At 59.9% G+C, this 26,417-nt stretch carries 22 protein-coding genes; 14 read left to right on the forward strand and 8 right to left on the reverse strand.

Annotated features, from left to right (window positions below; all coding sequences use genetic code 11):
• Positions 1 to 10 precede the first annotated feature (10 nt).
• The gene (locus tag J4D25_RS08685) at positions 11 to 1,486 is read left to right on the forward strand and encodes an inorganic phosphate transporter (RefSeq protein ID WP_057716094.1); all 1,476 of its coding nucleotides are present in this window, start codon (positions 11 to 13) and stop codon (positions 1,484 to 1,486) included.
• Between the two features lie 289 nt (positions 1,487 to 1,775).
• On the opposite strand, the gene ccoM is transcribed toward J4D25_RS08685, so the two are convergent.
• From ccoM to J4D25_RS08695, 3 genes are all read right to left on the reverse strand, one after another.
• Entirely contained in the window at positions 1,776 to 1,886 is a 111-nt protein-coding gene (ccoM, locus tag J4D25_RS27155; RefSeq protein WP_007976669.1) for a cytochrome c oxidase subunit CcoM, read from the reverse strand.
• A 143-nt stretch (positions 1,887 to 2,029) separates the two neighbouring features.
• Complete coding sequence (locus J4D25_RS08690) at positions 2,030 to 2,191, reverse strand: hypothetical protein (protein ID WP_008016476.1); 162 nt, start codon at positions 2,189 to 2,191, stop codon at positions 2,030 to 2,032.
• Between the two features lie 99 nt (positions 2,192 to 2,290).
• On the reverse strand, positions 2,291 to 2,632 hold the full coding sequence (locus J4D25_RS08695; RefSeq protein ID WP_057716095.1) for a hypothetical protein: 342 nt from the start codon (positions 2,630 to 2,632) through the stop codon (positions 2,291 to 2,293).
• Between the two features lie 217 nt (positions 2,633 to 2,849).
• On the opposite strand from J4D25_RS08695, the gene rapA reads away from it, so the two are divergent.
• Positions 2,850 to 5,696: an RNA polymerase-associated protein RapA gene (gene rapA / locus J4D25_RS08700; RefSeq protein ID WP_057716096.1), complete on the forward strand. Its 2,847-nt coding sequence runs from the start codon at positions 2,850 to 2,852 to the stop codon at positions 5,694 to 5,696.
• 170 nt (positions 5,697 to 5,866) lie between these two features.
• Here the strand turns inward: rapA and J4D25_RS08705 are convergent, their stop codons facing one another.
• Entirely contained in the window at positions 5,867 to 7,216 is a 1,350-nt protein-coding gene (locus tag J4D25_RS08705) for an MFS transporter (protein WP_057716097.1), read from the reverse strand.
• Between the two features lie 268 nt (positions 7,217 to 7,484).
• On the opposite strand from J4D25_RS08705, the gene J4D25_RS08710 reads away from it, so the two are divergent.
• On the forward strand, positions 7,485 to 7,850 hold the full coding sequence (locus tag J4D25_RS08710; RefSeq protein ID WP_057716098.1) for a YkgJ family cysteine cluster protein: 366 nt from the start codon (positions 7,485 to 7,487) through the stop codon (positions 7,848 to 7,850).
• A gap of 147 nt (positions 7,851 to 7,997) precedes the next feature.
• Positions 7,998 to 10,214 carry a putative bifunctional diguanylate cyclase/phosphodiesterase gene (locus J4D25_RS08715; RefSeq protein ID WP_371319452.1) on the forward strand — a complete coding sequence of 739 codons (2,217 nt, stop codon included), beginning with the start codon at positions 7,998 to 8,000 and terminating at the stop codon, positions 10,212 to 10,214.
• Here the strand turns inward: J4D25_RS08715 and J4D25_RS08720 are convergent.
• Positions 10,171 to 11,067 (reverse strand): NAD(P)-dependent oxidoreductase, encoded by an 897-nt coding sequence (locus tag J4D25_RS08720; protein ID WP_057716100.1) that lies wholly within the window; start codon positions 11,065 to 11,067, stop codon positions 10,171 to 10,173. The two genes, J4D25_RS08715 and J4D25_RS08720, sit on opposite strands and share 44 nt — an antisense overlap.
• 196 nt (positions 11,068 to 11,263) lie before the next feature.
• Here J4D25_RS08720 and J4D25_RS08725 point away from each other — a divergent pair, with 196 nt between their 5' ends.
• Positions 11,264 to 13,459, forward strand: coding sequence for a hypothetical protein (locus tag J4D25_RS08725; protein ID WP_057716101.1), 2,196 nt, complete (start codon positions 11,264 to 11,266; stop codon positions 13,457 to 13,459).
• Positions 13,460 to 13,754: 295 nt separating this feature from the next.
• Here the strand turns inward: J4D25_RS08725 and J4D25_RS08730 are convergent, their stop codons facing one another.
• A complete protein-coding gene (locus J4D25_RS08730; RefSeq protein WP_008052913.1) occupies positions 13,755 to 14,060 on the reverse strand; it encodes a DUF2288 domain-containing protein in 306 nt (101 codons plus the stop codon).
• A gap of 350 nt (positions 14,061 to 14,410) precedes the next feature.
• Between J4D25_RS08730 and J4D25_RS08735 the strand changes: the two genes are divergently transcribed.
• The 5 genes from J4D25_RS08735 (at position 14,411) to J4D25_RS08755 (ending at position 19,414) form a co-directional block, all read left to right on the forward strand.
• Positions 14,411 to 15,538, forward strand: a complete 1,128-nt coding sequence (locus J4D25_RS08735; protein WP_046816661.1) for a branched-chain amino acid ABC transporter substrate-binding protein — start codon at positions 14,411 to 14,413, stop codon at positions 15,536 to 15,538.
• Positions 15,539 to 15,771: 233 nt separating this feature from the next.
• Positions 15,772 to 16,695 (forward strand): high-affinity branched-chain amino acid ABC transporter permease LivH, encoded by a 924-nt coding sequence (livH, locus tag J4D25_RS08740; protein ID WP_007947264.1) that lies wholly within the window; start codon positions 15,772 to 15,774, stop codon positions 16,693 to 16,695.
• Positions 16,692 to 17,948 carry a high-affinity branched-chain amino acid ABC transporter permease LivM gene (locus J4D25_RS08745; RefSeq protein WP_057716102.1) on the forward strand — a complete coding sequence of 419 codons (1,257 nt, stop codon included), beginning with the start codon at positions 16,692 to 16,694 and terminating at the stop codon, positions 17,946 to 17,948. Before livH ends, J4D25_RS08745 begins: the two co-directional genes overlap by 4 nt.
• Complete coding sequence (gene livG / locus J4D25_RS08750; RefSeq protein ID WP_057716103.1) at positions 17,945 to 18,712, forward strand: high-affinity branched-chain amino acid ABC transporter ATP-binding protein LivG; 768 nt, start codon at positions 17,945 to 17,947, stop codon at positions 18,710 to 18,712. The genes J4D25_RS08745 and livG overlap by 4 nt, the downstream gene beginning before the upstream one ends.
• A complete protein-coding gene (locus tag J4D25_RS08755; RefSeq protein ID WP_057716104.1) occupies positions 18,713 to 19,414 on the forward strand; it encodes an ABC transporter ATP-binding protein in 702 nt (233 codons plus the stop codon). It begins immediately after the preceding gene.
• Positions 19,415 to 19,598: 184 nt separating this feature from the next.
• Here J4D25_RS08755 and J4D25_RS08760 read toward each other — a convergent pair whose 3' ends face one another.
• Entirely contained in the window at positions 19,599 to 20,507 is a 909-nt protein-coding gene (locus J4D25_RS08760; RefSeq protein ID WP_057716105.1) for a LysR family transcriptional regulator, read from the reverse strand.
• Between the two features lie 106 nt (positions 20,508 to 20,613).
• Here J4D25_RS08760 and J4D25_RS08765 point away from each other — a divergent pair, with 106 nt between their 5' ends.
• From J4D25_RS08765 to J4D25_RS08775, 3 genes are all read left to right on the forward strand, one after another.
• Positions 20,614 to 21,210 carry a short chain dehydrogenase gene (locus J4D25_RS08765; protein ID WP_057716106.1) on the forward strand — a complete coding sequence of 199 codons (597 nt, stop codon included), beginning with the start codon at positions 20,614 to 20,616 and terminating at the stop codon, positions 21,208 to 21,210.
• A 110-nt stretch (positions 21,211 to 21,320) separates the two neighbouring features.
• On the forward strand, positions 21,321 to 21,989 hold the full coding sequence (locus J4D25_RS08770) for a COG3650 family protein (protein WP_057716107.1): 669 nt from the start codon (positions 21,321 to 21,323) through the stop codon (positions 21,987 to 21,989).
• Positions 21,990 to 22,084: 95 nt separating this feature from the next.
• The gene (locus tag J4D25_RS08775; protein ID WP_057716108.1) at positions 22,085 to 23,698 is read left to right on the forward strand and encodes an NAD(P)/FAD-dependent oxidoreductase; all 1,614 of its coding nucleotides are present in this window, start codon (positions 22,085 to 22,087) and stop codon (positions 23,696 to 23,698) included.
• A gap of 142 nt (positions 23,699 to 23,840) precedes the next feature.
• On the opposite strand, the gene J4D25_RS08780 is transcribed toward J4D25_RS08775, so the two are convergent.
• Entirely contained in the window at positions 23,841 to 24,938 is a 1,098-nt protein-coding gene (locus J4D25_RS08780; protein ID WP_198530270.1) for a PLP-dependent cysteine synthase family protein, read from the reverse strand.
• Between the two features lie 247 nt (positions 24,939 to 25,185).
• Here J4D25_RS08780 and nhaA point away from each other — a divergent pair, with 247 nt between their 5' ends.
• Positions 25,186 to 26,373 carry a Na+/H+ antiporter NhaA gene (nhaA, locus tag J4D25_RS08785; protein WP_057716110.1) on the forward strand — a complete coding sequence of 396 codons (1,188 nt, stop codon included), beginning with the start codon at positions 25,186 to 25,188 and terminating at the stop codon, positions 26,371 to 26,373.
• Positions 26,374 to 26,417: the final 44 nt, after the last annotated feature.

Genomic DNA, 26,417 nt, shown 5'->3' on the forward strand with positions numbered 1-26,417 from the left:
GAAAACCTTCATGATCGATTTATTCAGCGGACTGGATGCTTGGGTGCTTGTGAGCCTCTTGCTCGCCCTGGCCTTTGTCCTCGCCTTCGAGTTCATCAACGGCTTTCATGACACCGCTAACGCGGTGGCGACCGTTATCTACACCAAAGCCATGCCGCCTCACCTGGCGGTGTTCTTCTCCGGTGTGTTCAACTTCCTCGGCGTGCTGCTGGGCGGGGTCGGCGTGGCGTATGCCATCGTCCACCTGCTGCCGGTAGAACTGCTGATCAATGTGAACACCGGTCACGGGCTGGCCATGGTGTTCTCGTTGCTCGCCGCAGCCATCACCTGGAACCTGGGCACCTGGTACTTCGGTATCCCCGCCTCCAGTTCCCACACGCTGATCGGCTCGATCCTCGGCGTGGGCCTGGCCAACGCCCTGATCAACGAAATTCCGTTGGCCGACGGGGTGAACTGGCAAAAGGCGATCGATATCGGCATGTCGCTGGTGTTCTCGCCTATGGCAGGCTTCCTGATCGCCGCGCTGATCCTGATCGGTCTTAAATGGTGGCGTCCGCTGTCGAAGATGCACAAGACGCCGGAACAGCGCCGCAAGATCGACGACAAGAAACACCCGCCGTTCTGGAATCGCCTGGTACTTGTGATCTCGGCCATGGCCGTGAGTTTCGTTCACGGTTCCAACGATGGCCAGAAAGGTATCGGCCTGATCATGCTGGTCCTGATCGGTATCGTGCCGGCCCAGTTCGTCCTCGACCTGAACAGCACGACCTACCAGATCGAACGGACTCGCGACGCTACGTTGCACCTGAGCCAGTTCTACCAGCGCAATTCCGAAACCCTGGGCGAGTTCCTGGCCCTGGGCAAGAGCTTGAACGGCGACTTGCCGGAGAAATTCCGTTGCAACCCGCAACAGACCGAACCGACCATCACCGCCCTGCTCGGCACCCTCAAGGGTGTAGCCGACTACCATTCGCTGTCGGCGGAAAGCCGCATCGAAGTACGTCGTTACCTGCTCTGCCTGGATGACACCGCGAAGAAAGTCAGCAAGTTGCCAACGCTCGGGGCCCGTGAAAAGGCTGACCTGGACAAGTTGCGCAAAGACCTGACCACCACCACTGAATACGCCCCGTTCTGGGTGATTCTGGCGGTAGCACTGGCCCTGGGCCTGGGCACCATGGTCGGCTGGAAACGCGTGGTACTGACCATTGGCGAGAAGATCGGCAAGCAAGGCATGACTTACTCCCAAGGCATGTCGGCGCAGATCACCACCGCCAGCCTGATCGGCATGGCCAACATCTTCAGCCTGCCGGTTTCCACCACCCACGTGCTGTCCTCGGGCGTGGCGGGCACCATGGTCGCCAACAAGAGCGGCCTGCAAGGCGGCACCGTCAGAACCATCCTGCTGGCCTGGGTATTGACCCTGCCAGCCACCGTGGCCCTGTCGGCCGGGTTGTTCTGGCTGGCCTCGAAGGCGCTGGGTAGCTGATACAGCGGCATCGAAAAAGGCGCGCTCCGCAAGGACCGCGCCTTTTTTATTGCCGCCAATCGCAAAAAATCACTGTAGGAGCGAGCTCTGCTCCGGGCGGCGTTCCGACGATGACCGCAAGGACAACGCGTACATTCAGGCAGCCCGCGTCATCGCTGGCGTCCATCGCGAGCAGAGCTCGCTCCTACAGGGTTACGTGTTTACCGATAGTTTTTTACAGGCAAAAAAAAGGGCAACCGAAGTTGCCCAAAATGCCTTGCGTGCTCATTACATCCAGAAAGAACTACGGTTATTTCCGCTTGTGCGAATCCTTCCAGATAAAAAGTCCGAACCCTGCAAAAAATACAAACATGAGGCTGACAGTCAGCACTCCGGCGATCACCACGTTGTCGAAAAACATGACGCGTCTCCTGTACCTGCCCTGTTGCGATAGGGCTAAGTTAACCAAACGGGCAGGAGAGAATATTGACCGGGATCAATGTCGCCCGAGACTGGGCAAGAGGAAGGGAGAAGTTTGACCCGCATCAATGAATGCGGGGGATTTCAGCGCTTTTTCGGTTTGTTTTTCGGCTTTTTTTTGGCCTTGCCCAATGGCATGGCCTGCTCGAACGCCTGGCGAACTTCATTGAGCCGCTTGTCATTGAGGTCATGAACACGCTTGGCGCGCTCGGCATTGAGGTCAATCAGTTTGTCGTCTTGGCTCATGGCAGTCAGTGCATCGCTTGAAATGAGTTTAAGCCGCTGTAGCGTTCGGCAACCCTGCGCCAATAATGCGGCCTGACGGCCGTGCTGACCAGCCTGCGCTCAAATCTCGATATCGACCCACAACCCTTGCCGCGGCTGATCTTCCATCAGCGGCGCCACCGGCACGGTGTTGTCGGCATTGAGCTCATCCCCGGGAATCGCCAGGTGAGCCTGCGGGTCATTATCAGCTTCGTGGCGACGTCGTTCCTGCTCCTGCCTGCGGCGCTGTTCCTCGCGCAGCACCAGTCCATCCTCCTCAGGGTTGCGCTTTTGCAGGTCGATCGTGCTTTCACTGGAGCTTTCCTGAACCGGCACCACCGGAGGAATATCCGGACGCTGACGGATCGGGTCGGTCTGTGAAGTGATCGGCACGGCACTCAAGGGGAGCATCGGTGGCAGCATGGTTTTCAGTCTCCTGTCAGCAGGCTGTCGGCTGCGGGGATGGCGACTTGAGCCATCGGTCGCAAACTGTGACTCATTTGGCACTCATTAGTGCACCGGGCGGCGCGTCATGCACAGGTGGGCTAACGTATGACTGTGAGTTTTTCTGAGAGTCCTTTGGCCCTGAAGCCCTCATTCCGTTAAGATAGCCCGCTTTTTCAGGTGGGAGTCAGGCAGCATGGCGCAGCAGTATCAACCGGGGCAACGCTGGATCAGTGACAGCGAAGCCGAGCTGGGTTTAGGCACCGTTCTGGCACAGGACGGCCGCTTGTTGACCGTGCTCTATCCGGCCACTGGCGACACTCGCCAGTACGCGCTAAGGAATGCGCCCCTCACCCGTGTGCGGTTTTCGCCCGGTGACTCCATCACTCACTTCGAAGGCTGGAAGCTGACCGTTCGCGAAGTCGACGACGTCGATGGCCTGCTGGTTTACCACGGCCTCAACGGGCAGAACGAAGTGGTCACCCTGCCGGAAACCCAACTGTCGAACTTCATCCAGTTCCGCCTGGCCAGCGACCGTCTGTTCGCCGGCCAGATCGACCCGCTGGCCTGGTTCTCCCTGCGTTACCACACACTGGAACACACCAGTCGCCAGTTGCAGTCCTCCCTTTGGGGTCTGGGCGGCGTGCGTGCGCAACCGATCGCGCACCAGTTGCACATTGCCCGCGAAGTCGCCGACCGTATCGCGCCACGGGTTCTGCTGGCCGACGAAGTGGGCCTGGGCAAAACCATCGAAGCCGGCTTGGTGATCCATCGCCAATTGCTCTCGGGCCGCGCCAACCGCGTGCTGATCCTGGTTCCGGAAAACCTGCAGCACCAGTGGCTGGTCGAGATGCGTCGCCGCTTTAACCTGCAGGTCGCGCTGTTCGACGAAGAACGCTTCATCGAAAGCGATGCCAGCAACCCCTTCGAAGACACCCAGCTCGCACTGGTCGCGCTTGAGTGGTTGGTGGACGACGAGAAAGCCCAGGACGCGCTGTTCGCGGCGGGCTGGGACTTGCTGGTGGTCGACGAGGCTCACCACCTGGTGTGGCACGAAGATCAGGTCAGCCCTGAGTATTCCCTGGTCGAGCAACTCGCCGAGACCATTCCCGGCGTGCTGCTGTTGACTGCCACCCCAGAACAACTGGGCCAGGACAGCCACTTCGCTCGTCTGCGTCTGCTCGACCCGAACCGTTTCCACGACCTGCAAGCCTTCCGCGCCGAGAGCGAAAACTATCGCCCGGTGGCTGAAGCCGTTCAGGAGTTGCTGGACAAGGGACGCCTGTCGCCGCAAGCCCACAAGACCATCCACGGTTTCCTCGGCAACGAAGGCGAAGCCCTGCTGGCCGCCGTCAACGATGGCGACACCGAAGCCAGCGCGCGTCTGGTGCGTGAATTGCTCGACCGCCACGGCACCGGCCGCGTGCTGTTCCGCAACACCCGCGCTGCCGTGCAGGGTTTCCCGGAGCGCAAGCTGCACCCGTACCCGCTGCCGTGCCCGGACGAATACCTTGAACTGCCATTGGGCGATCACGCCGAGCTGTACCCGGAAGTCAGCTTCCAGGCCCAACCGGACGCCAGCGAAGAAGAACGCTGGTGGAAATTCGACCCGCGCGTCGAATGGCTGATCGATCAACTGAAGATGCTCAAGCGCACCAAAGTGCTGGTGATCTGCGCCCACGCCGAAACCGCCATGGACCTGGAAGACGCCCTGCGCGTGCGCTCCGGCATCCCGGCCACGGTGTTCCACGAGGGCATGAACATCCTCGAGCGTGACCGCGCCGCCGCCTACTTCGCCGACGAAGAATTTGGCGCACAGGTGCTGATCTGCTCGGAAATCGGCAGTGAAGGTCGCAACTTCCAGTTCTCCCATCACCTGGTGCTGTTCGATCTGCCGTCCCACCCGGACCTGCTGGAACAACGTATCGGTCGACTGGACCGGATCGGCCAGAAGCACATCATCGAACTGCACGTGCCGTACCTGGAAACCAGCCCGCAAGAGCGCCTGTTCCAGTGGTACCACGAAGCGCTGAATGCGTTCCTCAACACCTGCCCGACCGGCAACGCCTTGCAGCACCAGTTCGGCCCGCGCCTGCTGCCGCTGCTCGAAGAAGCCGACGATGGCGAGTGGCAAGCGCTGATCGACGAAGCCCGCACCGAGCGTGAGCGCCTTGAAGCCGAGCTGCACACCGGCCGCGACCGTTTGCTGGAGCTCAACTCCGGTGGCGCTGGCGAAGGTGATGCGCTGGTTGAAGACATCCTCGAGCAAGACGATCAGTTCGCCCTGCCGATCTACATGGAAACCCTGTTCGACGCCTTCGGCATCGACAGCGAAGACCATTCGGAAAACGCGCTGATCCTCAAGCCGAGCGAAAAAATGCTCGACGCCAGCTTCCCGCTGGGCGACGACGAAGGCGTGACCATCACCTACGACCGTAACCAGGCGCTGTCTCGCGAAGACATGCAGTTCATCACCTGGGAGCACCCGATGGTTCAGGGCGGCATGGACCTGGTGCTGTCCGGTTCCATGGGCAACACCGCCGTGGCACTGATCAAGAACAAGGCGCTGAAACCTGGCACCGTGTTGCTGGAACTGCTCTATGTCAGCGAAGTGGTTGCCCCGCGCTCGCTGCAACTGGGCCGTTACCTGCCACCGGCCGCCCTGCGTTGCCTGCTCGATACCAACGGCAACGACCTGTCGGCCCGCGTGTCGTTCGAAACCTTGAACGATCAGCTCGAAAGCGTGCCGCGTGCCAGCGCCAACAAGTTCATCCAGGCCCAGCGTGACCAACTGACGCCACGGATCAACGCCGGTGAAGCGAAGATCCTGCCGCGCCACACTGAACGTGTCGCCGAGGCGCAGCGTCGCCTGGCCGCCGATACCGACGAAGAACTGGCGCGCCTGACCGCCCTGCAAGCGGTCAACCCGACCGTGCGCGACAGCGAACTGGTGGCCCTGCGCAAACAACGCGAGCAAGGCCTGGCCATGCTCGACAAGGCTGCGCTGCGACTGGAAGCGATTCGGGTGCTGGTGGCGGGTTAACAACCCTCCTCCACCGCTATGAAAAGAAGGCCCGCAGCGATGCGGGCCTTTTTTGTTTACTTCAAATTCAGTAGTGCTGCTGATGACCTCATCGCGAGCAAGCTCGCTCCCACATTGGATCTTCAGTGCCTATGAGATACCTGTGGGAGCGAGCTTGCTCGCGATAGCGGTTAAGCAGTCACCGCAGAACTGTCAGGCTCAACCACCGCCACCAACCCGTCCTTCATCCGCTTGGCGTCCCTCACAAAACACCGCGAAGCCAGGAACAGAAACACCACGGTGAGCAACAACGCCACCGGTATCAGGTACATCGCGTCATGCAGGCCGACCGCTTTAAACGCCTCAGTCATTTGCTCCGCGCCCGCCGCAAGCATCGCCGTGTGGGCGAAGTGATCCGACAATGCCCCGACCACCACCGGCCCCAGGCCACCGCCCAACAGGTACAGCCCGGCAAAGAACAGCGCCATCGCCGTTGCCCGCAACCGAGGCTCGACCACATCCTGAATCGCCGTGTACACGCAGGTATAAAAGTTGTAGGCGAACAGCCAGCCCATACTGAATACCGCGACAAACACACCGATCTCGATTCGCCCGGAATGCAGCGCCCACGCGGTGCAGACCGTCGAAATCACCAGGCTGAAGGCGGCAAACAAAAGCCGTCCGTTGGCGATGCGCTGGTGAATCTTGTCCGCGATCCAGCCACCGAGGGTCAGGCCGACCAGCCCGGTCACACCGACAATAACCCCGGTCGCCACTGCGGCATCCTGCAACGGCATGAGGAAGTAGCGTTGCAGCATCGGCACCAGAAACGAGTTACAAGCATAGGTGGCGAAGTTGAAACACAGGCCGGCCATCACCAGCCACAGGAAGGTTGGCACTGCCAATACCCGACGGATCGGCCGATCGATTTTTTCCTGCGAAACCTGAACGCTCTCGGCAGCGCCGCGCTTCGGTTCCTTGATGAAAAACATGAAGATCGCCAGGATCAGCCCGGGCACCGCCGCGATAAAGAACGGTGCGCGCCAGCTATCGAAGGCCTTGACCATCGCGCCAATGGTGAAGAACGCCAGCAACAGCCCCAAGGGCAGCCCCAGCATGAAGATCCCCATGGCCCGCGCCCGACGGTGCGCCGGAAACAAGTCGCCGATCAGCGAGTTGGCGGCTGGCGCGTAACTGGCCTCGCCGATGCCGATGCCCATGCGCACGATCAGGAAGCTCCAGAAACTGCCCACCATGCCGTTGACGGCGGTCAACCCGCTCCATACCGCCAGCCCCCAACCCATCAGCTTGCTGCGCGATCCGGTATCGGCCATGCGCCCCAGCGGCAAGCCGGCAATGGCGTAGACGATGGTGAATGCCGTCCCGATGATCCCCAACTGGAAATCACTGAGGTGCCATTCCATGCGAATGGGCTCGATGATGATGGCCGGGATGGTGCGGTCGAAAAAATTGAACAGATTGGCCAGGAACAACAGGAACAGAATGCGCCAGGCATTGGCCGCTTGGGTCGAGTTCTGCATGGGTCCGTCTCTTTTATTGTTTTTGGGGCGTCACTGCCCCCGGACTTTGCAATCTAGACAGGCCGGCCGCGCCTGTCTTTCATTATTCGCCAGGCTGATACCAACCCATGGGACGCAATCTGTAGGAGCTTTCGCGGGACGGGTATTTCGCAGTCCGTCCGACCGATGAAAAATACCTTTCAGCCCCCCTTCCCAAGCCGTTGGCGAAGCCTAGAATAGCGGCCTTGTTTCCCCCCCTGTGTCTCCACTCCTCCTTAGATAATCGCCCATGTCCGAAGCCAGTCCGTGTCTGAATTGCGGTGCCTGCTGTTCTCATTTTCGCGTGTCATTTTTCTGGGGTGAATGCGCCTCGTCCGGGGGGACGGTACCCGATGAGCTTGTCGAGCAGATCAGCCCCAGTCGGGTCGCGATGCTCGGAACCGACTGCAAACCCGTGCGCTGCACCAGCCTGGTCGGAGACGTGGGCAGTACGGTGCAGTGCTCCATTTACGAAAAACGCTCCAGCACCTGTCGGGAGTTCGACGCTTCGTGGGTCGACGGCCTGGCAAATCCCGATTGCGACGCGGCCCGTGCCGCTTTCGGCTTGCCGGCCCTGCAACCCGCGTTCGAGACGCCTCAGAAGCAAATCGCCTGAGTCATAGCACTAATCGCTATTAGGCTAATATCAAAAAAATTGGCATCAATGTGCCACTACCGCTTGCGCTCCACCCACGCCCTCTATACTCCACGACATTCGCCGACGCTCCTTGCGCCGACCTGAAGCTTAACGATGGGGCATGCTATGGAGTGGCTTGGTTTGCATTTCATTACCGAGCTACCAGAGACTGGGCAGGTCATACTTAATTGCACACATGACCCGTTTCTGGTGCTGCTGGCTTATCTGGTCGCCTGTGTCGGCGGTTTCGCGACACTGGACATGGCCGAACGGGTTGCTCACGCTGAAAAATCCGCGTCCCAAACGCTCTGGCGCTGGGTGGGCAGCGGATGCCTGGCCGGCGGCATCTGGGCCATGCATTTCGTCGGGATGCTGGCATTCCAGGCACCTATCGATCTTCACTACCAACTGCCTGTCACGGTGTTCTCGCTAACCATCGCGCTGTTCGCCGCATGGCTGGCGATGCGTACCCTCAGCCTTCCTGAGCTGAGTTTTCGACAGTGCCTCACGTCATCGGTCGGGATCGGCCTGGGTATCGCGACCATGCATTACGTGGGCATGACGGCCATGCACTCCAATGCCTCGGTCTATTACCATCCGGGCCTGTTCGCCCTTTCCATCGCGATCGCGATCGGTGCCGCGCTGGCCGCCTTGTTGCTGGCATGGTATCTGCGCGACGGTGCAGGCATGCTGCATCAGCTTTTCAAATTCGGCGCCAGCCTGGTGCTCGGGGCGGGCATCCTCGGTATGCACCTCACTGCCATGGCCGCCTTCAACATGGTGATGCCCAGCGACAGCCTGCCAGCGCAAACCGGCGAACATCGCCATCTGCAACTGGCGCTGACCGTGACGGTCATCACCCTGCTGATCATCGGCAGCAGCATCAGCGCGGCACTGGCGGACAAGAAGCTGCAACACAAGGACCACGACCTGCAACGGGTCAACTCCCTGCTAAGCCAGCTTGACCAGGCGCGCATGTCGCTGCAACAGCTGGCGAACTACGATGCGCTGACCAACCTGATCAACCGCCGCGGGTTCAACCAGGTCTTCGCTGAAAAACTCATCGAGAAAACCAACAAAGGCGGGATGCTGGCGGTCATGTTCCTGGACATCGACCATTTCAAGCGGATCAACGACAGCCTTGGCCACGATGCCGGTGACGAACTGCTCAAAGTGCTTGCCGGGCACATCAAGAGCTCTGTTCGCAGTCATGAGGATGTGGTCGCTCGCTTCGGCGGCGACGAGTTCTGCCTGCTCATCGACCTGCGTGATCGTGACGAAGCGCGGCAGATGGCCCAACGCATCATGCTGAAAATGAAGGAGCCCATCGAGTTGGCCGGCAGGCGCATGGTCATGACCACCAGCATCGGCATCAGCCTGTTTCCGGAAGACGGCAAGACCTGCGAGGAACTGTTGAAAAACGCCGATCTGGCGCTGTATCAATCCAAGGGTGGCGGCCGGAACGGGCTGAGTTTTTTCAGTGCAGACCTGAAAACCCGCGCCACACTCGAGCTGCAACTGGAAGAAGAGTTGCGCCACGCCCTGCGTGAAGACACCGGCCTGATGCTCTATTACCAGCCCATCTATGACCTCAAGACCGGTCAGGTGAGCAAGCTCGAAGCCTTGATCCGCTGGCAACACCCGGTCCACGGTTTCCTCGTACCGGATCGTTTTATCGCCATCGCCGAAGCCAATGGCCTGATCGCCGAGCTGGACAACTGGGTGCTGCGCAAGGCCTGCGAGGATCTGGGCGAGTTGTCGCGCCAAGGCTGTGATGACCTGAAGATCGCCGTGAACTGCTCGCCCCTGAACCTGGCGCGCGAAGAACTGGCCGATGAAATCGAGTACGCATTGCGGGCCTCCGGTGTGGAGCCCCACCGTCTGGAACTGGAGGTCACCGAAAACGCCTTGATGGGCAATATCGCCGACACCCTGGTGCTGCTGCGCCAGATACGCGCCCTCGGCGTTTCGCTGTCGATCGATGACTTCGGCACCGGCTATTCATCCTTGGCCTACCTCAAGCGCTTGCCGCTCAACACGCTGAAAATCGACCGCTCGTTCATCCAGGACATTCCCAAGGCGACCCAGGATATGGAAATCGTCCAGGCGATTATCGTCATGGCCCATACCCTGCACCTGCAAGTGGTCACCGAAGGGGTCGAAACCTTCGAGCAGTACCAGTTCCTGGAAGACCATGGCTGTGACTTCGTTCAGGGCTATCTGCTGAGTCGGCCGGTGCCGCTGGCCGAACTGCATCCGGTGCTGAACGAAATCAACCAGCGCAAGCACGCCTACACCGTCACGACGCTGAGCCTGGTTCACGGTACATCTGTACTAATGTAGACGGGTCCTTTTCAAGAAACCCCTGACTCCCATGCAGGCGCATCAACTGCGCGGCCAGACCGCTGATCGGTGTCGCCGAGCCTTGTTCACGGGAAAACTTCACTGCTGTATCCAGATCCTTGAGTAACGTCCGTACGTGCCATTTGACCGGCTCGAAACGGTTTTGCGCCATCTGTGGGGCCAGGATCTGCAAGGGTTTCGAATCGGCAAAGCCGCCGGCCAGCGCTTCGGCGATCAGGCTGGCATCAACCCCCGAACGCTCCGCCAACGCGACCACTTCGGCAATCACCAATGCATTGCAGGCGACGATCATCTGATTGCACGCCTTGGTCACCTGCCCCGCGCCGACGCCGCCCATATGCGTCACACGCTGCCCCAGGCTCAACAGGACAGGCCGGACCCGCTCCAGATCCTGTAGCTCACCGCCGACCATGATCGCCAGGCTTCCAGCCTCGGCACCGACCACGCCACCGGACACCGGCGTATCGAGCCAGCCCATGCCGGTTTTAGCGGCAAGTTCTGCAGCCATTTCCCGCGTAGCGTTGGGCTCCAGGCTGGAGAAATCCACCAGCAGCTGGCCTTTTTTGGCGCCCTCCACAACACCTGCCGGACCAAACACCACCTCGCGTACGACCGAGGTATCGGCCAGGCACAGCATCACCACGTCAGCGTACTGGCACAGTTCAGCCGGGCTGGCGACCTGGCGCGCGCCGGCCTCCACCAGCGGCTTGCACTTGTCCGGATTGCGATTCCATACCGCCAGCGGATAACCCGCGGCCAGCAGGCGCCGGCACATCGGCAGCCCCATCAGGCCGATCCCGGCAAACCCTAGCGAAGGTAGCGTTGACATCATTTTGCCTCTTCTTGATTAAAGATCACCGAATATTGGCCGATTCATCATGACTCAGGAAAGGATTCACTCCGAGCAATGCTCAGGCTAAAGACCAAGGCATGGTCCAAGTACGCGCTGAAAAAAGACGCGATTGTATTCCGTGACGGTTCGACGACAGTGAGTCGGCCAACCAATCAGCCCAGGTAGATGGCGAACTATGACTTCTAAAAACAACCCGGCCACTGCGGTAACCGATCTGACGTTGAGCCCCGCGGCCAACAGCCCGTCATCACCTAAGCCATTGATTCAATCGCGCCCGTTGGCGACCCAGCAATACCTGTACTTCACCGAAACCAACACCGACCGCATCCTCGACAACCTCGACGGCCTGCGCGACATGGTGTTCCCGCGCGCACCGCACCTGGAGGGCGACAGCGAACAGCACAGCGATCAGGAATTCCCGTCGGTATGCCTGATCGGCCTGGGCCGCTGTGGCTCGAACATTGCGCTGGACGTGGCGGAACTGGTGTACAACGCCCGCAAGTTCTACCTCAATGAATTCAATAACGAAGATCGCCTGTCGCCGGACAAGCGCTTTGCCGAAAAGGGTTACAGCCCGGCCCAGTGGATCCGCAACAACCTGCGCCTGGGCCAGAACAAAAACACCAAGCCGGTGTTTCTGGTCGAGCCGCTGGTGATGCTCGGCGACCTGGACAAGGACATCGCCGGGCGCATCCGTTTCTCGCGCAAGGGCGAAAAAAGCGGCTTTCTGCGCGACTACAGCAAGATGAAGATCATGGACCTGTCGGAAGTCCACGCCGGTGGCGCCGGTAACGCGCCGATCCTCGGCCAGTACCTGGCCAAGATCATCCTGAACAAGGACACCCAACGCTTCTCCAGCCCCGACTGGAAAATGATTCACTCGTACCTGATCGACAGCTGCGGCATCAAGGCCAACCAGTCGCGCCTGTATTTCTCGATCTTCAGTGCCGGTGGCGGTACCGGTTCGGGCATGGCCTCGGAGTTCGGCCTGGCCCAGCAGCACTCGTACATGAACAAGACGTTCGACACCAAGCCGATGGACGAGCACGACAGCAAGAGCGGTCACTCCTTCGTCTTCGAGCCGATCTTCACCAGTGGCATCTGTGTACTGCCGAACATTTCAGATCACCGCAGTGAAATGTCCGAGGCGCTGCACATCAACGCCGGTCGCCTGTTGTGCAAATACCTGTCGGAAGAGTGGGACTTCTCCTACAACTTCGCCAACGAAGACAGCAGCGAAGCCAGCGTCATGGGCCGCATCCGCCCATGGAACGCGATGATGCTGATCTCCAACGACATCATGCGTTACGCCGAAGAGAACGATGACGGCAATATCCAGAACATTGATGTCAATGCCATGGAAAAGCATGCCAACCAATACATCTCGCAGCAGATCTTCAACATTCTGACGGCCCAGGCGGTGACCACCGACTACGACCAGAACTATTTCCGTCGCGCCGGCATCGACATCGGCGAAACCATCCGCCTGGACGCCAACGACCTGTTCATGAGCCTGGCCGGTCCGGTGGCGATTGCCTACGCCGAGTCCGTGGTGCCGGAAACCCCGGCGCCGAGCAGCGACAAATTCAAGGTGTTCGAGAAAGAGCCGCAACGCCTGAACATCGACGACCTGTTCTTCCGCTCGATCGACCTGCCGCACTTCAACAAGGTCACCCAGGCCATCGAGGGCATCAGCCTGTTGCCGATCGAGTCCAAGCGCTATCGCGCGTCGCTGGAGCAGTACAAGAACTCGGGTTACGACGCGGCGGCCCTGCATGACCTGCACTTCTTCAAGAATTGCTCGTCGGTGGTGTCGATCGTTTCGTTGCCGAAGGACTACAAGCTGTCCTACATGGATTTGAACCGGTTGAAGACTCATCTCAACAGCCTGTTCCCCAACACCACGCTCAAGCGCTACGCGCTGGTGATCGGTGCTTCGGCCAACCTGTCGCTGACCACCCTGATCGCCAAGAGCCCGTGCCTGTCGGACGATTTCCTGACGCTGATCGTGGCCTTCATCAAGCGCTGCTTCGCGAAAAACCCGTACCGCTTCGACGAGACCCTGGACAACTCGATCCTGGACTTCATCATCAACGAACAGTTCGATGAAGACCGGATTGACGAACTACTCAACGAATTCGAGAACCCGGCGAAGATCCTCGATACCAACTGGTACGCGATCAAGCCGATGTACGAGAAGAAGTACCGTGAGCTGATCAACGACAAGGACAAGTTCGTCTCGATCAACGACATCCGCCTGTCCCGGGATTGCGTGAAGAAATCGATCAAGTACCTGCGCGAGATCTACCGTCACCGCATCGGCAAGACCAAGGTTATTTCGTTGAATAACCATACGGGCAAAACGGCTTAACAAGACCCGAAAACCCACCGCCCCTATCGCGAGCAAGCTCGCTCCCACAGTTGACCGCGTTCTGTTTGAAAGAATGCGATCCCTGTGGGAGCGAGCTTGCTCGCGATGGCGGCCTTGAATTACTGCAAATCAACATTCAGAAACAATTGAGCAGACGTTCAGTTGCCCTCCCAACTGTTCCCGTTACGTTTACGTCACCGTGAGGCTGTGGCCTTTCTCTACGGCAACATGCCATCACGCTACTCGGCTACACACTTTTCCTTCAGAAATGAACGCACCAATCAGGTGCAAGCTTTTAAGCCTGCGCCCTTTCCTGGATCAGAATCCACGGCGAAACAACCACGGCCCACAGCTGTGGATCACGTTCAAAAAGATCCAGCGCCCGCGTTTCAGAGAGCTTGCCGAGCTTGTCGGCGGCCAGCCAGGCAGCCACTTTCTCCCCTTCATCCTGGGCAACGGCCTCGGCGGCGGCGATCAGATCCAGGCCAGGATCGACCCACAATAGGGCACCCTTGGCGAAGAACGGCTCCAGCTCTTTCCAGGTAATAGATGCGGTTTCACCAAGCAGCTTGGCATAGAGGGTGCTAGGTTCTTGATTCATGGGACTGTCCGGAAAAGAAATCGACGCGAATGATAACGTCGGTGGACTGGCAGAAAAACCCGGATGCAATTGAGTGACCGAAATGAAAAGCGCAGGAAAGCCAGGGAATGCACTGAATACGGCTATAAGCCCCTCAACACCCCGCCGCAATTCTGTCTTTTACTTTCAATAAAGCGACACTTGCAGGTTTTGTCCCCCGGCGCTGCCTTCCCAGGCTGACAATCGGCGCTCTACACTGTACCGGTACAGTTGCCGAGGGACTTTTCCGGGGAATGTCGCAGATATCCGACCCGGTTCTGCTGCTTTCGGCGCCAGGACTATAAAAACTACAACAGTAAGAGTGGAGCACTATGACTAAGGCTACTAAGCAGATTTCCAAACTGTTTGCCGCTATGGTTCTGGCCGGGGTTGCCAGCCATTCGTTCGCAGCTGACACCATCAAGATCGGCATCGCCGGCCCTAAGACCGGCCCTGTAGCCCAATACGGCGACATGCAGTTCAGTGGCGCCAAAATGGCCATCGAGCAAATCAACGCCAAGGGCGGCGTGGACGGCAAGAAACTCGAAGCCGTTGAATACGATGACGCCTGTGATCCGAAACAAGCTGTGGCAGTCGCGAACAAGGTCGTCAACGACGGCGTCAAGTTCGTAGTCGGTCACCTGTGCTCCAGCTCCACTCAACCGGCTTCGGACATCTACGAAGACGAAGGCGTGATCATGATCACCCCGGCTGCCACCAGCCCGGACATCACCGCCCGTGGTTACAAAATGGTGTTCCGCACCATCGGTCTGGACAGCGCCCAGGGCCCTGCCGCCGGTAACTACATTGCCGACTTCGTAAAACCGAAGATCGTTGCTGTTCTGCACGACAAACAGCAATACGGTGAAGGCATCGCCTCTGCCGTGAAGAAAACCCTGGAAGGCAAAGGCGTCAAGGTTGCCGTGTTCGAAGGCGTCAACGCCGGCGACAAAGACTTCTCCTCGATGATCGCCAAGCTCAAGCAAGCCAACGTCGATTTCGTCTACTACGGCGGCTACCACCCGGAGCTGGGCCTGATCCTGCGTCAGTCTGCGGAAAAAGGCCTGAAAGCCAAGTTCATGGGTCCGGAAGGCGTGGGTAACGACTCCATTTCGCAGATCGCCAAGGACGCTTCCGAAGGCCTGCTGGTGACCCTGCCGAAATCCTTCGACCAGGATCCGGCCAACGTTGCCCTGGCTGATGCGTTCAAAGCCAAGAAAGAAGATCCAAGCGGTCCGTTCGTGTTCCCGGCCTACTCGGCTGTGACCGTGATCGCCGACGGCATCAAGGCTGCCAAGTCCGAAGACTCCGCCAAAGTGGCTGAAGCCATCCACGCCGGCACCTTCAAGACGCCTACCGGCGACCTGAGCTTCGACGAGAAAGGCGACCTGAAAGACTTCAAATTCGTGGTTTACGAGTGGCACTTCGGCAAACCAAAAACTGAAGCCAAGCCTCAGTAAGGCGTTGCCAGACTGACTGCCAATAAAGCCCACGGCGTGCCGTGGGCTTTGTTTTACGAACGTATCTGGGCCGCGCTGGCGTGATCCGCCAGTCTCCCCACCTGAAAATCTCAAAACCGTCATCAGCGGTTCGCTGGCAAACCCCGAATTCGAAGTGGATGCAGATCCACGGGGCTCGGGCGGGAAAATGACTCCACCAGTGAAATGCGTATCAGGTTTTTAGGAGCGCTGTAATGCCTGACATCTATCACTTCTTCCAACAGCTGGTTAATGGCCTGACCATTGGCAGCACGTATGCCCTGATCGCCATCGGCTATACGATGGTCTACGGCATCATTGGAATGATCAACTTCGCCCACGGCGAGGTGTACATGATTGGCTCCTACGTGGCGTTCATCGCCATCGCCGGGCTGGCCATGCTGGGACTCGACAGCGTGCCGCTGTTGATGACCGCCGCTTTTCTCGCAACCATCGTTGTAACCAGTGCCTACGGCTACAGCATCGAACGGATCGCCTACCGCCCTTTGCGCGGCAGCAACCGTCTGATCCCGCTGATCTCCGCCATCGGCATGTCGATCTTCCTGCAGAACACGGTTCTGCTGGCGCAAGACTCCAAGGACAAATCCATCCCCAACCTGATTCCGGGCAACTTTGCCTTTGGGCCAGGTGGCGCACATGAAGTGCTGATTTCCTACATGCAAATCGTGGTGTTCGTGGTGACTCTCGTCGCCATGCTCGGCCTGACCCTGTTCATCTCCCGCTCTCGCCTGGGCCGCGCCTGCCGTGCCTGTGCCGAAGACATCAAGATGGCCAACCTGCTGGGTATCAACACCAACAACATCATCGCCCTGACCTTCGTCATCGGTGCGGCTCTGGCAGCCATCGCCGCCGTGCTGCTGAGCATGCAATACGGCGTGATCAACCCGAACGCCGGTTTCCTCGTCGGCCTCAAGGCCTTCACCGCCGCGGTACTGGGCGGTATCGGCAGTATTCCGGGCGCCATGCTCGGCGGGCTGGTACTGGGTGTGGCGGAAGCCTTTGGTGCCGATATCTTCGGCGACCAGTACAAGGACGTCGTGGCGTTCGGCCTGCTGGTTCTGGTGCTGTTGTTCCGGCCAACCGGCCTGCTGGGCCGTCCGGAGGTTGAGAAGGTATGACTAGGAATCTTAAACAGGCGCTGTTCAGCGCTTTGCTGGTGTGGGCCGTGGCCTACCCGGTACTCGGTCTGAAGCTGACCATCGTCGGCATCAACCTCGAAGTTCATGGCACCAGCGACGCCACCCTGATCACCATCGCGGTGTGCTCGGTGCTGATGTTCCTGCGTGTGCTGTTCGACCAGCAGATCAGCTCGGCCTGGCGCTCTTCGCCGAGCATGCCGCTGATCCCGGCCAAGGCCAGCAACTTCCTGACCCTGCCGACCACTCAGCGCTGGATCATCATCGCGCTGATCGCCGGTGCCCTGGTCTGGCCGTTCTTCGGCTCTCGCGGTGCGGTCGATATCGCTACGCTGGTGCTGATCTACGTGATGCTCGGCCTCGGCCTGAACATCGTGGTCGGCCTGGCCGGTCTGCTCGACCTCGGTTACGTCGGTTTCTATGCCGTCGGCGCCTACAGCTACGCGCTGCTGTCGCACTACTACGGCCTGAGCTTCTGGATCTGCCTGCCGATCGCCGGCCTGATGGCGGCCACCTTCGGCTTCCTGCTCGGTTTCCCGGTGCTGCGTTTGCGTGGTGACTACCTGGCGATCGTGACCTTGGGCTTCGGTGAAATCATTCGTCTGTTCCTGCGTAACTTGACCGGCCTCACTGGCGGTCCGAACGGTATCAGCAACATCGAGAAGCCAACGTTCTTCGGCCTGACCTTCGAACGAAAAGCCGCGGAAGGCCTGCAAACCTTCCATGAGTATTTCGGCCTGGAATACAACTCGATCAACAAGGTGATCTTCCTCTACCTGGTTGCGCTGTTGCTTGCCCTGGGTGCGCTGTTCGTCATCAACCGTTTGCTGCGCATGCCCTTGGGCCGCGCCTGGGAAGCGTTGCGTGAAGACGAAATCGCCTGCCGTGCCCTGGGCCTGAACCCGACCGTCATCAAACTGTCGGCCTTCACCCTGGGTGCGAGCTTCGCCGGTTTCGCCGGTAGCTTCTTCGCTGCCCGTCAGGGTCTGGTGACGCCGGAGTCCTTCACCTTCATCGAGTCGGCGATCATCCTCGCCATCGTGGTGCTGGGTGGCATGGGCTCGCAGCTGGGCGTGATCCTCGCTGCCGTGGTGATGATCCTGCTGCCGGAAATGATGCGTGAGTTCAGTGAGTACCGCATGTTGATGTTCGGTGCCTTGATGGTACTGATGATGATCTGGCGCCCTCAGGGTCTGCTGCCCATGCAACGTCCTCACATGGAGCTGCGCAAATGAGCCGCGAGATCCTTAAAGTAGAAAACCTGAGCATGCGCTTCGGCGGCTTGCTGGCGGTCAACGGCGTAGCCTTGAGCGTGAAAGAGAAACAAGTGGTTGCGCTGATCGGCCCCAACGGCGCCGGCAAGACCACCGTGTTCAACTGCCTGACCGGCTTCTACAAGCCGAGCGGCGGCAGCATCCTGCTCGACGGCGAAGCGATCGAAGGCCTGCCGGGCCACAAGATTGCCCTCAAAGGCGTGGTGCGCACCTTCCAGAACGTGCGGTTGTTCAAGGACATGACGGCGGTCGAGAACCTCTTGATCGCCCAGCATCGTCACCTGAACACCAACTTCCTGTCCGGCCTGTTCAAGACCCCGTCGTTCCGCAAAAGCGAGCGCGAGGCCATGGATTTCGCCGAATTCTGGCTGGAAAAGGTCAATCTCAAGGAGTTCGCCAACCGTCCGGCCGGCACCCTGGCCTACGGTCAGCAACGTCGTCTGGAAATCGCCCGTTGCATGATGACCCGCCCGCGGATCCTCATGCTCGACGAACCGGCTGCCGGCCTGAACCCGAAGGAAACCGAGGACCTCAAGGCGCTGATCAGCATGCTGCGTGAAGAGCACAACGTCACCGTGCTGCTGATCGAACACGACATGAAGCTGGTCATGAGCATTTCCGACCACATTGTCGTGATCAACCAGGGCACGCCCCTGGCCAACGGTACGCCGGAACAGATCCGCGACAATCCTGAAGTGATCAAAGCCTACCTGGGGGAAGCGTAAATGCTGCAGTTCGAAAACGTTTCCACCTTCTATGGCAAGATCCAGGCCCTGCACAGCGTCAACGTCGAAGTCCGCCAGGGCGAGATCGTGACCCTGATCGGTGCCAACGGTGCCGGCAAGTCCACGTTGCTGATGACGCTTTGCGGTTCGCCGCGCGCCCACAGCGGCAGCATCCGCTACATGGGTGAGGAACTGGTCGGCCAGGACTCTTCGCAGATCATGCGCAAGAGCATCGCCGTGGTGCCGGAAGGTCGTCGGGTGTTTTCCCGACTGACCGTTGAAGAAAACCTGTCCATGGGTGGTTTCTTCACCGCCAAGGGCGACTATCAGGAACAGATGGACAAGGTTCTCGGACTTTTCCCACGCCTGAAAGAACGCTTCAACCAGCGCGGCGGCACCATGTCCGGCGGCGAACAGCAAATGCTCGCCATCGGCCGTGCGCTGATGAGCAAGCCCAAGCTGTTGCTGCTCGACGAGCCATCGCTGGGCCTGGCACCGATCATCATCCAGCAGATCTTCGACATCATCGAACAGCTGCGCAAGGACGGTGTGACAGTGTTCCTGGTCGAGCAGAACGCCAACCAGGCGCTGAAGATCGCTGACCGAGCCTACGTTCTGGAGAACGGCCGGGTGGTGATGACAGGCACCGGTGAAGCGCTGCTGACCGACCCGAAAGTGCGTGATGCGTACCTCGGTGGCTAATCCTTTGCGGTAAATGAAAAACGGCCTTCGCGGGCCGTTTTTTTATGCCCCCCCCCTATAGCCACACAGACCCTCTTCTGTAGGAGCGAGCTTGCTCGCGAAAAACTGGAGGGCGCCACGTTCATTCAGACAGCCCTCGTCATCGTTAACGTCCATCGCGAGCCGGCTCGCTCCCACAGGACATTTACAGCCGATCCAGCACCTCCCCACTGCGCTTGAACCACCCGATCAGATAATCCGCCAGTACCTGCGTGCGCTTGGGCAAACCGCCCTGATACGGATGCACCAGGTACATCGGCATGCTGCGGGTCTGATAATCGCGCAGCAGCCATCGCAAGCGCCCGTCCGCAAGCTCTGTTGGCAAACAGTAGGATGGCAGGCGCGCAATACCGGCGCCGACCAGTGCGGCTTTCTTCAACAGGTTGTAGTGGTTGCTGGCGAACGGCCCCGACACTCGCACCCGCAACAACTCGTGCTGCTGGTGATACAGCCACTCTTCGCGGCCGCTGTAATGACTGTTGAGCAGGCAGCGATGCTCGGCCAGCGCCTGGGGGGTTTGCGGTTCACCGTATTGCTCCAGATAAGCCGGGCTGGCACAGGTCAGTTCTTGCCACGCCAGCAGTGGACGCGCCACCAGTCGCTGGTCAATGGCCACGTCGGAACGAATCGCCAGATCGAAGCCGTCGCGAGACAGTTCGCGGTAGCTGTTGTTGAGCTCCAGCTCGATCTGCACCTGGGGATACCTGGCCGAGAACTCCAGCAACAGGCCATCGAAGAAGGTTTCCCCGAGCGACACCGGTACCGTCATCCGCACCGGGCCAGCCATGTCGTCCTTCAGGCGCGCCAGGGCCTGGCGGGCTCGCTCGACTTGCACTACCAGCGCCTGGGCCTGGGGCAACAACGCAGCACCGGCGGCGGTCAGGCTCAAGCGGCGGGTGGTACGTTGCAACAACACCACGGAAAACTGCGCTTCCAACTGGCTGATGCGCTTGGACAGCTGACCTTTGCTGCAACCAAGCTGCTGCGCCGCCAGGGTAAAACTCCCCGCCTCGATCAACACCGCGAACGCCGCCAGGTCATCCATCTCGCTCATGGATTGTTTCCATTTGAAAACCAAAGGTTGCCTATTAGTGCGCTTATCCGGAGAAAAAACCACCCTAAACTGAAACCTCGTTCAACCCATACGAGGATCAGCTCCCATGAAAATTCTTTTGATCGGCGCAGGCGGCACCATCGGTTCGGCAGTCGACAAGGAACTGTCGCAACGCCACGAAATCATCCGCATCGGTCGCACCAGCGGCGACTTTCAAGTGGACATCAGTGACAGCGCCTCGATTCGCAAGCTGTTCGAGCAGACCGGCAAATTCGACGCACTGGTGTGTGCCGCCGGCAACGTGACCTTCGCACCGCTCAACGAAATGACCGAAGAGAGCTTTGCCCTAGGCCTGAAAGACAAGCTGATGGGCCAGGTCAATTTGCTGCTGATCGGCCGCGACTTCGCCAATGACGGCGCTTCGTTCACCTTCACCACCGGCGTGCTCAGCCACGACCCGATTCGCAGTGGCGCTTCGGCAGCGCTGGTCAACGGTGCACTGGACAGCTTCGTCCGCGCCGCCGCCATCGAGCTACCGCGCGGCCTGCGGGTGAACTCGATCAGCCCGAACGTCCTGGTTGAAGCCATGGGCAAATACGCGCCGTACTTCCGTGGCTTCAAGCCGGTTCCTGCGGCGGATGTGGCCTTGGCCTACGCCAAGAGTGTGGAAGGCCTGCAAACGGGTCAGACCTTTCACATCTGAAGATGGAAAAACGCAACCTGCGTCCGCGCCAATACAAAGTGGAGACGATAACCGGTTGTGATGAACGATCAGCCTGAGTAACGTGGCGACACTTGTCAGGAGACCCCAAGATGCGTGTTGCCCGTTCCTTAGTCCTCGTTGCCCTGCTTCCGCTGTTCGCCGCTTGCCAGTTGTTCGAGGGTGAGCGGCAGAACGCCTCCCATGTCGGCCAGACACGCATGCAAGGCCAGTTGACCGCGGCGGACGGCAAACTGCTGTTCCAGCCGTGCAACCAGACAAACCGCTACGTGGTCAACGACACGGGCGGCACCAGCGTCCTGCAGCAGGCCGCAAACCTGGCGGACAAACAGGGCAAGCTGTTTGCCGACGTGCGCGGGCGGGTTGTGGCCGGCAGCGGTGGTGACGGCCAGTTCGATCTGGAGCAGTTGTACCGCATCGAGCGCTCGGGCACCGCGTGCGACGATCCGAATTTCAAGCTGCTGATCCTGCGCGCCGCCGGCCACCCCCCGGAGTGGAGCGTGAAAGTCAGCGGCAAAGGCATGGTCCTCGACCGGGCCGGCCAGCCGCCGTTGGCCGTGCCTTACGTCGAGGAGCAACTGGGCGATGGCCGTTTCAACCTCAGCACCGAAGCCAACAACCAGCACATCGAACTGTGGGTTGCACCGCAACGTTGCGTCGACAGCAGCACCGGCAGCATCCAGCACATGAGCGCCGAGCTGCGCATCGACGGTCAGGTACAGCGCGGCTGCGGGTATTTCGGCGGATCGCGCGACGACTGATCGTTTAAGCCTCACGGGCCTGCGCCTTTGAGGCTTATAATCGCGGGCTTCAAACGCCCTGGCGCAGTTGTGCGCCCCGCGAACCGGATCCCGCCATGTTACGAATCACCGAACTCAAGTTGCCGATCGACCATCCCGAAGAAGACCTGCGCCCTGCCATCGTGCAGCGCTTAGGGCTTGCCAGCGATGACCTGCTCGATTTCACCTTGTTCAAGCGCAGCTACGATGCGCGCAAAAAGTCCTCCGAACTGTGCTTCATCTACACCATCGACCTTGAAGTTCGCGATGAGGCGGCGGTACTGCACAAGTTTGCCGATGACCGTAACGTCAACGTGGCACCGGATGTCAGCTACAAGGAAGTCGGCCAGGCGCCAGCCGATCTGAGCGTGCGGCCGATCGTCGTCGGCTTCGGCCCGTGCGGGATTTTCGCCGGGCTGCTGCTGGCGCAAATGGGCTTCAAGCCGATCATCCTCGAGCGCGGCACCGAAGTACGCCAGCGCACCAAGGACACCTGGGGCCTGTGGCGCAAAAGCGTGCTCAACCCGGAATCCAACGTGCAATTCGGTGAAGGCGGCGCGGGGACGTTCTCCGACGGCAAGCTCTACAGCCAGATCAAGGACCCGAAATTCCTCGGCCGTAAAGTCCTGCACGAATTCGTCAAGGCCGGTGCTCCGGAAGAAATCCTCTACGTCAGCAAACCGCACATCGGTACGTTCCGTCTGACCGGCGTGGTGGAAAACATGCGTGAGCAGATTCGCGCCCTGGGCGGTGAAGTGCGCTTCCAGCAGCGCGTCACCGACGTGTTGATCGAAGGCGGCCAACTGGTCGGCGTCGAACTCAATGGCGGCGAACAGATCCACTCGAAACACGTGATCCTGGCCCTCGGCCACAGCGCCCGCGACACCTTCCGCATGCTTCACGGCCGTGGCGTGTTCATGGAAGCCAAGCCGTTCTCGGTGGGTTTCCGCATCGAGCACCCGCAGTCGCTGATCGACCGTGCGCGCCTGGGCAAGTACGCCGGCCACCCGAAACTGGGCGCCGCCGACTACAAGCTGGTGCACCACGCCAAGAACGGCCGTTCGGTCTACAGCTTCTGCATGTGCCCGGGCGGCACCGTGGTGGCGGCGACTTCCGAGCCAAACCGCGTGGTCACCAATGGCATGAGCCAGTACTCGCGTAACGAGCGCAATGCCAACTCCGGCATCGTCGTCGGCATCACGCCGGAAGTCGATTATCCGGGCGGCCCGCTGGCCGGTATCGAGCTGCAGGAACGCCTGGAGTCCCACGCATTCGTGCTGGGCGGCAGCAACTACGAAGCCCCGGCGCAACTGGTCGGCGATTTTATCGCGGGCAAACCGTCTACCGAACTGGGCAGCGTCGAGCCATCCTACAAGCCGGGCGTTGCCCTGGGTGATCTGGCGCTGGCACTACCGGCATTCGCCATCGAAGCAATTCGCGAAGCCTTGCCGGCATTCGAGAAGCAGATTCGTGGTTACTCGCTGCACGACGCAGTGCTGACCGGGATCGAGACCCGCACTTCGTCGCCGCTGCGCATTACCCGTAACGAGTCGTTGCAGAGCCTGAACGTGAAGGGCTTGTTCCCGGCCGGTGAAGGGGCCGGTTATGCGGGCGGGATTCTGTCGGCGGGTGTTGACGGGATTCGCATTGCCGAGGCTGTGGCTCGGGATATCCTTGGCCTGGAAGCCTGATACGCGATCCCGAAACAATGCAAAACCCTGTGGGAGCGAGCTTGCTCGCGATAGCGGTAAATCAGTCAACATAGGTGTTGAATGTTATGCCGCCATCGCGAGCAAGCTCGCTCCCACAGGGGTATTCAATGTCTGAAAGATCTCAGATATTGGCGCGCAAAACCGAGTCCGGCAACGGCTCACCCCGCTCCACCGTCGCTGCCACCGCAGCCATCAAACCACTCAGCTCATACCCCTGAGCCTTGAGCCAGCCCTGATCGTAATAGGTCGTGGCATAGCGCTCGCCGCCGTCACACAGAATCGCCACCATCGACCCCGTCTCCCCTGCCGACTTCATGTGCTGGGCGGCCATCAGTGCGCCGATCAGGTTGGTCCCGCTCGACCCGCCCACATGCCGTCCCAGACGCTCCGCCAGGTAGTGCATGGCTGCCAGCGACAACGCATCCGGTACCTTGACCATCGCGTCGATCACCTTGGGCAGAAACGACGCTTCCACGCGTGGCCGGCCGATGCCTTCGATGCGCGAGCCGTGGTCCAGTCGCAGGCTGGCATCGCCGGTCTGGTAGTAATCGAAGAACACCGAACGCTCGGCATCGGCACACAGCACGCGGGTGCCATGCTGGCGATAACGCACGTATCGGCCCAGGGTGGCCGTGGTGCCGCCGGTACCGGGGCTGGAAATCAGCCAGCTCGGTTCGGGATGCTGCTCGAAACGCATCTGCTGAAAGATCGACTCGGCAATGTTGTTGTTCGCTCGCCAGTCGGTGGCGCGTTCGGCATAGGTGAACTGGTCGATGAAGTGCCCGTCGTGTTCACGGGCCAGGCGCTCGGACTCGGCGTAGATCTGGGTCGGATCGTCCACCAGGTGGCTTTGGCCACCGTAGAAGGCGATCTGCGCAATCTTCTCCTTGGACGTGGTCGCCGGCATCACCGCAATGAACGGCAAGCCCAGCATGCGCGCGAAGTACGCTTCGGAAATCGCCGTCGAACCGCTGGATGCCTCAATCACCGGCGCACCGGGCTTGAGCCAGCCGTTACACAGCGCATACAGGAACAGCGAACGGGCCAGGCGGTGCTTGAGGCTGCCCGTGGGGTGGCTGGACTCGTCCTTGAAGTACAACTCGATGCCTGGAAAACCCGGCAGCGGCAAGGGGATCAAGTGGGTGTCGGCGCTGCGCTGGAAATCGGCTTCGATGATCCGGATCGCTTCGCGGGACCACTGTCGGTTGTCGCTCATGATGGTTTTCTCGTTGTATCGGGCAGGAGTCGGCCTTTTGACAAGGCTCATCCAACAAGCTTAGGAAAAATCCTGCATCCAGCACAGGTACAGATGAAATCCAATACGCCCGGCAACTGCTAGGCTCAGGTCGGTGCCGAGGGATCACTCTGTAACGGCATATAACAAAAAAGAATATAACTTTTGTTTTAACAACTAACGGTACTTGTTAGGGTGTAACACCTTTTGAATTCATGGATGGAGAGCGACCTTGCCTCTGCGTAGCACTTTCACGCGTTTCTTTCAGTTGGAAGCTGCCAGCGGTCTGTTATTGATCGCCGCTGCCGTTCTGGCTCTGATCATCAACAACTCGCCGCTGTCGTGGCTGTACAACGGCCTGCTGGACACCCCCGTGGTGGCCCAGATCGGCGCACTGAAAATCGCCAAGCCCTTGCTGCTGTGGATCAACGACGGCCTGATGGCGCTGTTCTTCCTGCTGATCGGCCTGGAAGTGAAGCGCGAAGTCCTCGACGGCCAGTTGTCCAAACCGTCGCAAATCGTCCTTCCCGGTGCCGCCGCCATTGGTGGCATGGTGGTGCCGGCGTTGATCTACTGGTACCTCAATCGCGACACGCCAGCCGCCCTGAACGGCTGGGCAATCCCGACCGCCACCGACATCGCCTTCGCCCTTGGCGTACTGGCGCTGCTGGGCAAACGGGTTCCGGTATCGCTGAAACTGTTCCTGATGACCCTGGCGATCATCGACGACCTTGGCGCGATCATCATCATTGCGATCTTCTATTCCGGCGCGCTGTCGACCCTGTCTCTGGCGCTGGCCGCGACCTGTATTGCGGCGCTGATCGGGATGAACCGGCTTGGCGTGGTCAAGCTCGGGCCGTACATGATCATTGGACTGATCCTCTGGGTCTGCGTGCTCAAGAGCGGTGTCCACGCCACCCTGGCCGGCGTGACCCTGGCATTCTGCATTCCGTTGCGCACGAAAAATGCCGAACCTTCGCCACTGCTTGCCCTGGAGCATGCCCTGCACCCGTGGGTCGCCTACGGCATCCTGCCACTGTTCGCCTTTGCCAATGCCGGCCTGTCCCTGAGCGGTGTCACCGTCGAGAGCTTCACTCACCACGTCCCCATGGGCATCGCCATCGGGCTGCTGCTGGGCAAGACCGTCGGTGTCTTCGGCCTGACCTGGCTGGCCGTGAAAACCGGTATCGCCGCCCTGCCCCAAGGTGCCAATTGGGGCCAGATACTGGGCGTGGCGATTCTCTGTGGCATCGGTTTCACGATGAGCCTGTTTGTCGGCTCGCTGGCCTTCGAGCCAGGCGTGAGTGATTTCGCCGGGATGGACCGCATGGGGATCTTGACCGGTTCGATTCTGGCTGCGCTGATCGGTTATGTGGTGACGGCGATGGCGAGCCGCAAGAACAGCGCGCTGGCTTCCTGATAAACCGCCATAACGGCCGGCATCAATCAGGACTCACCTGCTGA

Source organism: Pseudomonas sp. GW456-L13 (genome assembly GCF_017350115.1).
GTDB lineage: Bacteria > Pseudomonadota > Gammaproteobacteria > Pseudomonadales > Pseudomonadaceae > Aquipseudomonas > Aquipseudomonas jessenii.